We start from the raw sequence: 12,344 nt of genomic DNA, 5'->3' as shown, positions 1-12,344 counted from the left end.
AAGATTCTTGGGTATTGGTTTAGTGCTTCAGTCAGCACTCGGTCTATCTCCTCTAGGTATTCGAGAACGAGACCATCTTCAAAGTAGTAGAGTGGCTTTCCATTAAAGGTTCGGTCATGAGTGATGGTGTGGACTCTTTGATGAGCCTCGTTGAGTTGATGAATCATGATTGGTTCCTGTGGTTTGTTGTGATTCCCACAGGAACTGGTACTGCCGTTACTTTTTAAGCTACTTATGACTATGACCGAAATTTCGTCTACCGCTACCAAAGTGCTTCGTGTTCTCTTTTGCTAGATAGCTAATGTGCTTGAAGAACTCATCAAACGCATCATCAAAGTCATCAGAGTTACAATTCAAGCGGTGGATGACCACACTGTCGCTATTCTTTCTCTTTGAAAAATGAACCAGTCCATTGGCTTCCTCGTAGTCGACACCAGCCACCCTCGCCCATGCCTCTACGATAAAAGAGCCTAAGTTCTCCTGTTGTGTTTGAGTTTTACCCAACCAGTTAAATCTATCTTTGTTGAACATGAGTACTAGGTGATAGTGGTCGTTTATCGAGCTAGAGCGCTCCCTCACCCAAGCAATCCGCACTTTACAGGGATGCACTCTAGCACTCCCTTCTCTTTTCTTTCGTTTTCCGGAGTGATCAATCTGCGACTGTAACGAGCGTAGAAAGTCGGTCATGACATTACCGCTCTTTTCATTGTTCCTTAGCTTAGGAAACCTCAAATCCACTCGAATAGCCATCAGCCGAGGATACTCGCCCAATGCGAGATCAATCGTATCGTGCATTTTCTCTAAGTAGTCGATGTAGAGTGGACCGTGCTCGGTCTGGATAGGCCTACCCAGAAACGTTTTCTTGTTGGTTAGTCTGAGGTTTTTGTTTTTTCTAGAACGTTCATTCATTCCTATCTACTCCGGTGTTTAGGTTCATAGATAGGTCTGTGTCGTTAATTTTTAATTGCGTACTGTGAGTCACTATGGTGACTCAATAGAGGGTAATACAGATACGAAGATAATATAATACTAACCAGACAGACATCGACCAAAAACTAAAATAATCAATAAAGAGAAAAAATAGCCACGATTATATTAAAAAAAGTCTATAACGACATTGAACAATGAAAAAACCACCAAAAACATATAATAAAAAACATCATATCAGTTTCATTTTAAATGCATCCTTCCCAACAGTAAACACCTCTAAAAATGTTATATACAACTCTCCCCCCCCCTTTAAATCATCCAAAGTTATACATAACAACGTAACTTATCATCGGTTCAACAATACAGAGGTGAGTCTTCATTCAGACTTACCGCTTTAACTTCCCTTTCACATCACCATTTCTCTGTGAATCTATCACTAACTAGGCATTGACCACATAGTAACAAAGACACTACTTAGCTCATACAGCTTTAAATAAACACTTGAAAAACACTCAATAATACGTTAAAAATTTAACACAAAAACTACTGAGTAATGATGATGCCAGAAATCGACTATACCGATAGAGATAAAAAATTAAAAAATTTTATTTCAAGAAGAGATCTTAGCTTCATAGATAATAGTGATCCTGTGAGCATAGCCATACCATACATTTTTCTTTACACTCATGATTTTAAAGAAAATGGCGATATCATACCTAGATTTGGAACAACAAGAATAACTGACAAGTTTGGGTTGGAATATTTTGTTGATGTTATAGAGGCATATAGAACTCAAGATATGCTAGAAGTTTTCTTTGATTATAATGAAAACTCTGACATCGATAGTGGCATAAAAAGAAAGGTAAATAATGAAATAGCTAAATTTTACGAAAAATATAAATCTGAAAATAAAACTTCTTGGATAGAAAAAGGAAACCGAGATCAAGCCCTCTGGCTAAAGAAATATATATCCAATAATGAACTAATAGAAACAATAACGAAAAGAACCCCTAAGTGCATGAATAAAGAGGAATTAATTCATATAACTGTACCTTCATTAATTTATTCAATGGACATGGAAGATGCAGAAAGGGAATTATTGATAATAAAAATGAGACAAGCTTGGGGACAGGTTAAATATAGAAATAAGATAAAAAAGGAAAACAAAGTTAACTTTAACTTTGTTACAGATAAAAGAACAAAAGAAAAACTAAAAAAAATATCACATGTTTATGATTTAACTATGAATGAGACCCTTGATCGATTGATAAATGCCGCTTACCAGAGCTCATCCAAAAAACATGAATCTTAGACTCCGCCAGACCTATTAACCACAATTCTAATGGGTTACATAGAACCAGACGTCCACCTAAGCCATCTTAGATAAAGGTAACGGGTGGACGTTCGCTTCCATTAGCGATTGCAACTTGTTCCCCCATGCCTCCAGAACCTTCAACTGCTCATCAATATAATCATGATGGTTATAGACTCTGAGCATGCCCGGAAGCTGGTGGCCGACTGTTTTTTCAATCGCTACGATATCTAACCCCATTTCACTGCAACGGCTGATAAAGGTACGGCGCAAGTCATGAGGTGAAAAGCGCACAAAATCGGTAGGTAGATTACGTTTGATCAATGCCCGTACTGCCGCAGGTTCTTGCACTTTATCGACCGTTAGCTGGGGCCATACCAATTTCCACTTACTTGGCACACTGTCACGCTGCTCTTTTAGAAGTGCAAACAAGTAGCCACTCAAAGGTACTTTACGTGCATCTTGGCTTTTAGTGTGTCGCTCTTCTGAGCTGGCTGGTAATAGCCAAATTCCCTCATCAAAATCCAACTCAGTCCAACGCATTTCCAGTACGGCACTAATACGCTGTCCACAACCAAGTAAAAACTGCATTAAACGGATGTTCGAGGGATCTGTACGCCATGACGGCATACTCGTTAACAGGATCTTTAACTCTGAAAAGCTTAAATTACGTTTTGTGACTTTAGAGCCGCCACCAACGTCTTTTGCTTTCAGTTGTGGTGCGGGATGAGTATCGAGCATATTTAGTGCTAGGGCATGGTTAATCACTTGATTGATAATTTTATGGCAAACACCAATAGCCCCTGCCATACGCTTACCGTCTTTATCAACCTTCGCATCAAAGACCCTATTGAGATCATATATGCTTAAATCTGCCAATTTGATGTTACCGAGAATTGGCTTGATATCTCGATTGTAAATGGTCCTCGACTGGTCACCCCGTAGCTGTTTTGAAAGACGTTTCTCATCGAAGCTCATAAACGCATCATCAAAGGTCTTCGCCTCATCTTGCGCTCGTTTCTCTATATCCAGTTCAACCTTTGGGTTCTTACCATTCTCCAACCAACTTCGATAACGGCCAGCTTCCTTTCGTGCTTGATCTAATGTCATCCCGCGCTCTGGTTTGGTCTTAATGTATCGACCCATAGAGATTTTTTCGTGTTTCTTCCCTACTTGAAAACGAAAGATCCAAGTCATTGTGCCTGTTGGACGAACTCGAATATTCAATCCTTCGACCTTCTTATCGGGGATCGAGTATTCCTTATCCTGTGGCTTCAATGCTTGCAACGTTGCATTGGTACTGATTCGTTTCGTCATCGTTGGAAAACCTCTGCATTTCTGGGTACGGCGTGGGGTACGGGAAACATCGAGTTTCTATTGTACGCCTTTGAACTCCAACGGACAATAAGATCATAAAAAACACTATTAATCATAATCTTACAATTGAAAAATATAACTCTGTAGACTTTGACGGACTAAAGGTTCCATTTACCCACCATATGGAAGCGGGTGTACTGCTAGAGCGCAAGTAATCTCAAATAAGGACAAAATAAAAAACGAGCCTAAGTGGCTCGTTTTTTTGTCTCTAGAGTATGGCAGATTAAGATTCTGCTTTAGTGACTGCGTTTAGAAAACCCAGTTTCTTTGCAACCCATAGTAGCAAACCTAAGGTGATGAAGATTGCCAACATATTTGAGCCCGCATCTGGATACTGCGCTTTGACAAACGCGGAATGGCCAAATGCTCCGACAAAGAAACACGCTAGACCCACCAGCGGGATATCTTCAGAGACAGGGTTACGTAGGTACTCTTGGTAGAGCGCTTGTACTGATAGTACAAGTGCAATCAGTGGAAAAATTGAGAAAGAGACTTCACTCATAGTTAGCCATGACAACATGGCATCACCACACATACCCGCGACGAGCGCCAATACGAGTGTTTTCTTCTCAGAACCACGATTAACTTGGTTTGTTTCATTCGACATTAATCTATCCCACCTTTTAATCGGTTACGTTCACGTTCTTTGCGATACCAGAAAGCCCCTTTGGCTATCATTCGCAATTGCATTATAAGACGCTCCGCGAGTTCATCTCGCTCATGCCTTTCTAAATCTAAAGCTTCTGCACCTGAGCTGAAGACCAAGGTAACGGATGCTTCTGCTTGGGTAAAAGCTTCGTCCCGAGTCATCCCGGTACTAATCAAATACTCTGTCATCTCTGCGACAAAATGTTGCATCTCACGAGCGACAGCGGTACGAAATTCAAAAGAAGTACCCGATCGCTCACGTAACAATAGACGAAAAACGTTTGGACTACTTTCGATAAACTCCATGAAGGTTTCAACAGAAGTTCGAATCACACTGCCCTCTTTGACAATGCGTTGGCGTGCTTGGCGCATAAGTTGACGCAGCAACAAGCCTCCCTCATCGACCATGGTTAAACCTAACTCATCCATATCCTTAAAGTGGCGGTAGAATGATGTTGGCGCGATTCCCGCTTCGCGTGCGACTTCTCTTAAACTTAAGTTGGAGAAGCTACGATCAGCACTCAATTGACTAAACGCTGCATCAATTAATGAACGACGCGTTTTTTCTTTTTGCTGTGCACGGATTCCCATGGATTTCATATTTGTTTTTCTATTTTTCTTTCAACGGTAGCCTTTAATATACAACGATTGGCTTAAGGAGATAACCCATAATCTCTCGCTTTGACAACCGAGTGGCAATTAAACCGAGTTAGGCCAAATTTTCAATCTTTTCGCCCTGAATTAGAGACATACGACATACCCTTTAATCTATTTACTTGATTCTACGTGATCTCACCGACTCTCTAGTGCGCTTTTCTTTTACGCCTTTGAGGAATCAGTTAAAATCTCGCTACAGCAATGTTAAGACTATATAACAAGGAAAAAGCTATGGCGGAGAGTAACCACTTTGATGTAATCGTTATTGGTAGTGGTCCCGGTGGTGAAGGGGCAGCGATGGGATTAACCAAAGCGGGATTAAATGTAGCCATTGTAGAAAAGGAAAGCAGTGTAGGTGGTGGTTGTACTCACTGGGGAACCATCCCTTCTAAGGCGCTGCGTCATGCAGTTAGCCGTATCATTGAATTCAACAACAACCCTCTGTTCTGCCACAATAACACCAGCTTACACTCAACGTTTTCCAATATCCTTGGTCATGCCAAATCCGTTATCGATAAACAGACGCGTTTACGTCAAGGCTTTTACGACCGCAATCAGTGTACGTTGATTTTCGGCAGCGCTCGTTTCATCGATAAGTACACGATAGCGGTAATGCAAAGTGACGGTACTGAAGAAACCTACAGTGCAGATCGATTTGTTATTGCGACGGGCTCTCGTCCATATCAACCAGACAATGTCGATTTCATGCATGAACGCATTTACGACAGTGACTCAATCCTTAACCTAAAGCATGACCCTCGCCATATCATTATCTATGGTGCTGGTGTGATCGGTTGTGAGTACGCATCGATTTTCCGTGGATTAGGGGTTAAAACTGACCTAATTAACACCCGAGATCGCCTACTTTCTTTCCTTGATAATGAAGTGTCTGATGCGCTCTCTTATCACTTCTGGAACAGTGGTGTCGTGATACGTAACGATGAGACCTTTGAAAAAATCGAAGGAACCGAAGATGGTGTCATCGTTCACTTGGAATCAGGTAAGAAGATGCGAGCTGACTGTATCCTTTACGCGAATGGTCGTACAGGTAACACGGATAAACTCAATCTTTCAGCAGTTGGTCTAGAGGCAGACTCTCGTGGTCAACTTAAGGTTGATGGCAACTATCAGACTGAAGTGGAACACATCTATGCTGTTGGTGACGTGATTGGTTACCCTAGCCTAGCCAGTGCCGCCTACGACCAAGGCCGTTTTGTTGCTCAAGCAATAACGAAAGGCCAAGCAGAAGGCCATTTGATTGATGATATCCCAACCGGCATCTACACCATTCCAGAGATCAGTTCGGTAGGTAAAACTGAACAAGAGCTGACGGCGGCCAAAGTTCCGTATGAGGTTGGACGTTCATCATTCAAACATTTGGCTCGTGCGCAAATTGCAGGGAAAGATATTGGTAGCTTAAAGATTCTATTCCATCGCGAAACCAAAGAGATCTTGGGCATTCACTGTTTTGGTGAGCGTGCCGCTGAAATCATTCACATCGGTCAAGCCATCATGGAACAGAAAGGCGAAGCGAATACGATTGAGTACTTCGTTAACACCACCTTTAACTATCCAACCATGGCGGAAGCGTACCGAGTTGCCGCTCTCAATGGTTTAAACCGATTGTTCTAAGCACCGAAACGAATTAAGCCTGCATTGTATGCAGGCTTAAATATTTAGCTATGCTTCTGAATTAGGTAAGAGGCATGGAAATCAATGTGCTCATCAATAAAGCTGGATATGAAGTAGTAACTATGGTCATAACCCGGTTGAAGGCGAACCTCGACATCTGAACCATGCTCTTGTGCCGCAGCAACCAGCACTTCTGGTTTAAGCTGTTCGACTAAAAAACTATCTGCATCACCCTGATCAACCAGAATCGGCAGCTGAGACTTCGCCTGTTTGAGCAATTCACTCGCATCGTACTCTCTCCATATTTCGAAATCATTACCAAGATAAGCAGTAAACGCTTTCTGCCCCCACGGTGATTGCATCGGATTACTGATCGGGCTAAACGCTGAAATCGAACGATATTTCTCACTGTTCTTCAAACCAATAGTCAACGCACCGTGTCCCCCCATGCTATGACCAAAAATAGAACGCTCTTTAGATACGGGAAAATTTGCTTCAATCAATGCAGGCAGCTCATCAACCACATAATCGTACATCTGATAGTGGCGAGACCAAGGCTCTTGCGTAGCATTGAGATAGAAGCCCGCGCCTTTCCCAAGATCATACCCATCATCATCAGCAACATCGTCACCGCGTGGACTGGTATCTGGCGCAACAATCGCTATGCCTAACTCTGCTGCACGACGAAATGCTCCCGCTTTTTGCATGAAGTTTTCATCTGTACACGTCAATCCAGAAAGCCAATAGAGCACGGGGACGGGGCTACTCTTCGACGCTTTCGGCGGTAAAAAAATCGCAAAACGCATTGCGCAATTCAGTCGGACAGACTGATGTGTATATTGTTTGTGCCAACCACCGAATACTTTGGCTTGGCTAATATTCTCAATGGTCATAACAACCTCATGGGGAAAAGCGATTTTGATAAATTATAAAGTTAACGCCCCTGTTTCAGGGCGTTAAAACTTAAGCGTGAAACGTTATCTATCCATGTGAAGTACAGTACGAATAGACTCACCTCTGTGCATCAGTTCAAATGCTTCATTCACGTCTTGCAAACCCATCGTATGAGTAATGAATTCTTGCAGACCGAACTCACCAGCCATGTAGCGTTCAACAATTTCAGGTAGCTCTGAACGACCTTTCACACCACCAAATGCTGAACCACGCCATACTCGACCAGTAACCAACTGGAATGGACGAGTAGAGATTTCTTGTCCAGCACCAGCGACACCAATAATCACCGATTCACCCCAGCCTTTGTGGCAGCACTCTAGTGCTTGGCGCATAACGTTGACGTTACCAATACACTCAAATGAGTAGTCGACACCGCCATCCGTCATTTCAACGATAACTTCTTGAATTGGCGTATCAAACTTTTGCGGGTTAATACAATCGGTCGCCCCCAATTGTTTTGCTAGTTCGAACTTACTTTCATTGATATCAACGCCAATGATGCGGCTTGCGCCAGCCATACGAGCACCAATGACCGCCGATAAACCAATACCACCAAGCCCAAAGATAGCCACCGTATCGCCCTGCTTAACCTTAGCGGTGTTTAAGACAGCACCCATACCCGTTGTTACGCCACAGCCCAGTAGACACACTTCTTCAAGTGGTGCTTCTTTGTTGACTTTAGCCAGTGAAATTTCTGGCAGTACGGTGTACTCAGAAAAAGTAGAGCAACCCATGTAGTGAAAAATTGTTTCACCATTAATGGAGAAACGACTTGTACCGTCTGGCATTAAGCCCTTTCCTTGAGTTTCACGAACAGCCTGACATAGGTTAGTTTTACCTGATTTACAGAACTTACATTCACCACATTCAGCTGTGTATAGTGGAATAACATGATCACCCACTTCAACGCTGGTTACACCTTCGCCCACCATCTCAACAATACCACCACCTTCATGGCCGAGGATTGCAGGGAAGATGCCTTCTGGATCGTCACCAGACAAAGTAAAAGCGTCTGTGTGACATACACCAGTCGCCACAATACGAACAAGTACTTCACCCGCTTTGGGAAGCTGAACATCAACTTCTTCCATTTTTAGTGGTGCGCCAGCTGCCCATGCAACCATCGCTTTCGATTTGATATGAGTTTGACCCGGTTTCAGTTCAAGTGCCATTGGGGTTTCCTTCAAAGTAGGGATTTGTTATGACGCAATAAGCGTAGTTGAGCTTGCGTCTCAATGCTGCGTCGTTTTGTTGGAAGTTATTTTAGGCATTTCAACGACCATGATAATCCAGTCATTTTGAAAATGATTTTTACATATAAGTAATAATAGTGAGTAATTACAAAAAGCCGAGCACTAAGCTCGGCGATAGATTAAAAGAATAATTAAGCGAGAAATCTGTTTTGTCGCCACTGATTAATTAATATCAGTGCAAGCGACATTCCCCTTACGGCCATGAAACTCAACATAGCCAACCATAGTGCATGATTCTCTAGATAGGCCAGCAGATAGAACACCACAAAGAAAGTACAGGTCGAAACAAACATGCTATTGCGCATCTCCGCCCCTTTGGTTGCACCGATAAAAACGCCATCGAGTAAGAAACACCACATAGAAACCATTGGCATCGCGATTAACCAAGGTAAGTATTCAAGAGCAATAGTCTGTACCTGAGGGATATCGGTGATCATTCCGATCAAGCTCGATCCGGCGATAGCAAACACCACTGTCAGCAAAAAGCAGATCACAAAACTCCAAAAGAAGGTTCCGAATAAAGAATGGCTCAACTGCTGTTTGTCTTTTGCCCCAATCGCTTTGCCGACCATCGCCTCCATCGCATAAGCGAAGCCATCCATACCATACGAAATTATCATTAGGAAACTCATCAAAACCGCATTAGCTGCGACAATTTCATCACCAAAGCTTGCCCCTTGAAAGGTCATAAAAGTAAATGCAGCTTGCAGGCATAATGAGCGAAGGAAGATATCGCGATTGAGTTTAACAAAACGCGCTAAACCTTGAGTGGTGTCTTTGAGCAGAACCCACACAGGCGGTAAACGTTCAATTCGCCACTTACGCCACACACAATAGAGACCAAAACTCATCCCTGTGTAATCGGCAATGACGGAGGCCAGCGCCGCACCCTCAACTTTCCAGCCCAAACCGATCACAAACAGTATGTCGAGCACGATATTCACCACATTAGCAATGATCACCATCCACATAGGTGCCTTGGCATTTTGGGTTCCTAGCAGCCAGCCTAATATCACAAAGTTGACCAACGCAGCTGGGGCACTCCAGGCGCGCACAGCAAAGTACTGAGCACCATATTGCTTAACCTGCTCGCTGGCATCACTAAAACTAAATATCCACTCAGCGACAAATTGATGAAATAACAGAAATAGCGAAGCAAACATCAAGGCCATACTCATGCCTTGACTGAAAACCAAGCCCAATTGGTGAGCGCTTTTCGCTCCATAGGCTTGAGCAGTGAGCCCCGTCGTCGACATTCTCAGAAAACCGAGTAGCCAGAAAGTCACACTGATCATCGTGCTGCCTAACGCAACACCACCCAAATACCAAGCATGTTCTAAGTGGCCGATAACAGCAGCATCAACCAATCCCAATAAAGGGACGGTGATATTGGAAAGCACCATAGGAATAGCAAGCAGCAATACTTGTTTATGGATAGCGCGATTAGATAGGATCTGGAGTATTTGCACGTTGTCACTCAATAAACATCAGAGTGACAAGTGTAACGAGATCACCAGCGAAGCTGAACCACTACCGGTGTTAATCTCTGCTTTATAAAACTGAGTTTGGTGATCCAGCGGTGCCACAGTTTCCAGCGTCCGCAATCTCTTTCGAGTGGTGAATAGGTTTTTGCCCAGCGAGCCCATGGCAAGTAACCAAGTAATGCCTCGCCAGGATCACTATACCCATGAGCATAATGAACAGCCCCTAGCTTTTGGCCTAGTTTGGACTGAGTGAGATCTCCCGCTAGCACCATACAGGCACGGGCAGAGTCGAAGTGACAGCCTAGAGCTTGAACAAACTTCGCGATTTGCTGCGCATTACAATCAAGCAAAGCATGTTCACAAACAATCAGGACTGGTGTTTTTTCTGGAATAGGTAACTGTTCCAGCCAACTCAGCTCATCAACGCTGCCGCAAATGTGGTGGTAACGTTCACTAGCATGAAACAGCTTCTGACGCCAAAGTAGATTTTCAGTCACATCTAATTCTAGCCAGTGGCACCGACCATTATCGACGCGGTAAAAACGAGTATCGAGACCGGCACCCACATTCACAATCCAACCATCTGGATTGCGTCTTATAAAATCAGAGACTTGCTGATCGCACAATTGAGTTAGCGTGACATGAAGCAGCTGTTTCTGGTCAATATCACCAGAAAAACAATCGGGGGCAAGATGACAACGCTGGCACGCACGCGCAGCGATAGGGTCATAGACCAACCCATTGTCAACCAAGCTTTCTCGGCTACGAAGCCATAATGGTTGCAGTAAATTTGTCGGGATCTGATAGCGATGTTTCGTTGATGCGTGATTGACGGCCATTATCATCTTCCTTCCGTAGCCAGAATTCAGATGATAATGAATATCAATTACAAAATCAACAAGTGAGAATAACTCTCAAGAAGAGTCATTACATCCAATCCGTATTGCGGATGATGCCGACAGCCAAACCTTCGATAGTCAATTGCTGACAAGTTAAGTCCACTTTGATCGGTTCAAACTCTTCGTTCTCTGCGTGAAGCAGAACCGTAGAGCCTTTGCGTTCTAAGCGCTTTACTGTCACGTCATCATCCACTCGAGCCACAACAACTTGCCCATCACGCACATCTTGAGTCTTATGAACAGCAAGTAAATCACCATCCATGATACCGATATCTTTCATACTCTCGCCATTAACACGAAGCAAGAAATCGGCTTGCGGCTTAAACATACTAGGATCAACTTGGTAGTGCGTCTCTACATGCTCTTGAGCAAGGATAGGTTCCCCAGCAGCAACCTGACCAATCAGAGGTAGACCCTGATCATCATTAGCCGCGTCTTCTAACAAGATACGGATACCACGAGAAGCCCCTGGAATAATCTCAATCGCTTGCTTACGCGCAAGGGCTTTTAAATGTTCTTCAGCAGCATTTGCTGAACGGAAACCAAGTTCGCGTGCAATTTCAGCGCGCGTCGGTGGCATACCAGTGTCATCAATTTTACTCTTGATGAGGTCAAAAACTTGTTGTTGGCGGGGCGTTAACGGCTTCATAAGTCACCTGTCTTTTTATACAGTTAACTGTGAGTATATCCAGTATTTGGCGAAATGAAAAGCCAATTGATTGTTTTTTAGTAAGTTAGCATGGTCACCCCGTTCTGCTTAAAAGAACAGAATGTCTAACCATACATACCCCGTTAACAACATGGTCACCATTACTGATGCTGAGCCTAAATCTTTTGCTAAACCCGCCATTTCATGTTGCTCAGTTCCGATTCTATCTACTACGGCCTCAATGGCACTGTTAAACAGTTCAGCGATCAAAACCAGCACAATAGTTGCAATCAGCAGAATCCTTTGCCACTGGTTCTCTGCTAACAAAATAGCGACTGGAATCATCAAGGCCGCCAGTAATATTTCTTCACGAAATGCAGGCTCATTTTTAAACGCTGCCTTGAGCCCCTGACAGGAATAGCGTGTCGCGTTTTTGAGTCGTTTTAATCCATGAGTGGTTTTAGGTTGCAAGCTTCTCTCTCTTTGCTATTTATTTAATCGAGCTATGGGCGAAAAAATTGATGTTTTCATAATCAATAATAAGTAAAA

At 43.3% G+C, this 12,344-nt stretch carries 12 protein-coding genes and 1 pseudogene; 2 read left to right on the top strand and 11 right to left on the bottom strand.

Translation table 11 applies throughout. From position 1 onward, the window contains the following. Positions 1–167, bottom strand: a pseudogene (locus ACQEXT_RS18090) (inovirus Gp2 family protein); the annotation flags it as partial. Between the two features lie 61 nt (positions 168–228). Further along, entirely contained in the window at positions 229–909 is a 681-nt protein-coding gene (locus ACQEXT_RS18085) for an inovirus Gp2 family protein (RefSeq protein ID WP_148504118.1), read from the bottom strand. A gap of 574 nt (positions 910–1,483) precedes the next feature. On the opposite strand from ACQEXT_RS18085, the gene ACQEXT_RS18080 reads away from it, so the two are divergent. Beyond that, on the top strand, positions 1,484–2,242 hold the full coding sequence (locus tag ACQEXT_RS18080; RefSeq protein ID WP_270055160.1) for a hypothetical protein: 759 nt from the start codon (positions 1,484–1,486) through the stop codon (positions 2,240–2,242). Between the two features lie 57 nt (positions 2,243–2,299). On the opposite strand, the gene ACQEXT_RS18075 is transcribed toward ACQEXT_RS18080, so the two are convergent. From ACQEXT_RS18075 to fabR, 3 genes are all read right to left on the bottom strand, one after another. Beyond that, positions 2,300–3,559 (bottom strand): tyrosine-type recombinase/integrase, encoded by a 1,260-nt coding sequence (locus tag ACQEXT_RS18075; RefSeq protein WP_193289580.1) that lies wholly within the window; start codon positions 3,557–3,559, stop codon positions 2,300–2,302. Positions 3,560–3,842: 283 nt separating this feature from the next. Continuing rightward, the gene (locus tag ACQEXT_RS18070; protein ID WP_138971318.1) at positions 3,843–4,226 is read right to left on the bottom strand and encodes a YijD family membrane protein; all 384 of its coding nucleotides are present in this window, start codon (positions 4,224–4,226) and stop codon (positions 3,843–3,845) included. Continuing rightward, a complete protein-coding gene (gene fabR / locus ACQEXT_RS18065; protein ID WP_138971317.1) occupies positions 4,226–4,867 on the bottom strand; it encodes an HTH-type transcriptional repressor FabR in 642 nt (213 codons plus the stop codon). Before fabR ends, ACQEXT_RS18070 begins: the two co-directional genes overlap by 1 nt. A 258-nt stretch (positions 4,868–5,125) precedes the next feature. On the opposite strand from fabR, the gene sthA reads away from it, so the two are divergent. Then, on the top strand, positions 5,126–6,556 hold the full coding sequence (sthA, locus tag ACQEXT_RS18060; protein WP_138971316.1) for a Si-specific NAD(P)(+) transhydrogenase: 1,431 nt from the start codon (positions 5,126–5,128) through the stop codon (positions 6,554–6,556). Between the two features lie 44 nt (positions 6,557–6,600). Here sthA and fghA read toward each other — a convergent pair whose 3' ends face one another. The 6 genes from fghA to ACQEXT_RS18030 form a co-directional block, all read right to left on the bottom strand. After that, entirely contained in the window at positions 6,601–7,449 is an 849-nt protein-coding gene (fghA, locus tag ACQEXT_RS18055; RefSeq protein ID WP_426953117.1) for an S-formylglutathione hydrolase, read from the bottom strand. 84 nt (positions 7,450–7,533) lie between these two features. After that, complete coding sequence (locus ACQEXT_RS18050) at positions 7,534–8,682, bottom strand: S-(hydroxymethyl)glutathione dehydrogenase/class III alcohol dehydrogenase (RefSeq protein WP_426953116.1); 1,149 nt, start codon at positions 8,680–8,682, stop codon at positions 7,534–7,536. A 212-nt stretch (positions 8,683–8,894) separates the two neighbouring features. Beyond that, positions 8,895–10,232, bottom strand: coding sequence for an MATE family efflux transporter DinF (gene dinF / locus ACQEXT_RS18045; RefSeq protein WP_426953115.1), 1,338 nt, complete (start codon positions 10,230–10,232; stop codon positions 8,895–8,897). Positions 10,233–10,273: 41 nt separating this feature from the next. Next, on the bottom strand, positions 10,274–11,086 hold the full coding sequence (locus ACQEXT_RS18040) for a class I SAM-dependent methyltransferase (RefSeq protein ID WP_269378419.1): 813 nt from the start codon (positions 11,084–11,086) through the stop codon (positions 10,274–10,276). Positions 11,087–11,174: 88 nt separating this feature from the next. Beyond that, positions 11,175–11,795 (bottom strand): transcriptional repressor LexA, encoded by a 621-nt coding sequence (gene lexA, locus ACQEXT_RS18035; RefSeq protein WP_138971311.1) that lies wholly within the window; start codon positions 11,793–11,795, stop codon positions 11,175–11,177. A gap of 108 nt (positions 11,796–11,903) precedes the next feature. Next, on the bottom strand, positions 11,904–12,266 hold the full coding sequence (locus ACQEXT_RS18030) for a diacylglycerol kinase (RefSeq protein ID WP_426953114.1): 363 nt from the start codon (positions 12,264–12,266) through the stop codon (positions 11,904–11,906). Positions 12,267–12,344: the final 78 nt, after the last annotated feature.

Origin of the sequence: Vibrio sp. TRT 29B02 (genome assembly GCF_050113655.1) — a bacterium.
Classification (GTDB): Bacteria; Pseudomonadota; Gammaproteobacteria; order Enterobacterales; family Vibrionaceae; genus Vibrio.
The sequence above is the reverse complement of the archived record's forward strand: the minus strand, read 5'-3'. Positions and strand labels throughout refer to the sequence as shown.

Excerpts from the sequence above, each read along its gene's own strand:
- ACQEXT_RS18085 (WP_148504118.1), bottom strand. The coding sequence starts at position 909 with ATGAATGAACGTTCTAGAAAAAACAAAAACCTCAGACTAACCAACAAG.
- ACQEXT_RS18080 (WP_270055160.1), top strand. The coding sequence starts at position 1,484 with ATGATGATGCCAGAAATCGACTATACCGATAGAGATAAAAAATTAAAA.
- ACQEXT_RS18070 (WP_138971318.1), bottom strand. The coding sequence starts at position 4,226 with ATGTCGAATGAAACAAACCAAGTTAATCGTGGTTCTGAGAAGAAAACA.
- fabR (WP_138971317.1), bottom strand. The coding sequence starts at position 4,867 with ATGAAATCCATGGGAATCCGTGCACAGCAAAAAGAAAAAACGCGTCGT.
- ACQEXT_RS18040 (WP_269378419.1), bottom strand. The coding sequence starts at position 11,086 with ATGGCCGTCAATCACGCATCAACGAAACATCGCTATCAGATCCCGACA.
- sthA (WP_138971316.1), top strand. The coding sequence starts at position 5,126 with ATGTTAAGACTATATAACAAGGAAAAAGCTATGGCGGAGAGTAACCAC.
- fghA (WP_426953117.1), bottom strand. The coding sequence starts at position 7,449 with ATGACCATTGAGAATATTAGCCAAGCCAAAGTATTCGGTGGTTGGCAC.
- lexA (WP_138971311.1), bottom strand. The coding sequence starts at position 11,795 with ATGAAGCCGTTAACGCCCCGCCAACAACAAGTTTTTGACCTCATCAAG.
- ACQEXT_RS18075 (WP_193289580.1), bottom strand. The coding sequence starts at position 3,559 with ATGACGAAACGAATCAGTACCAATGCAACGTTGCAAGCATTGAAGCCA.
- ACQEXT_RS18050 (WP_426953116.1), bottom strand. The coding sequence starts at position 8,682 with ATGGCACTTGAACTGAAACCGGGTCAAACTCATATCAAATCGAAAGCG.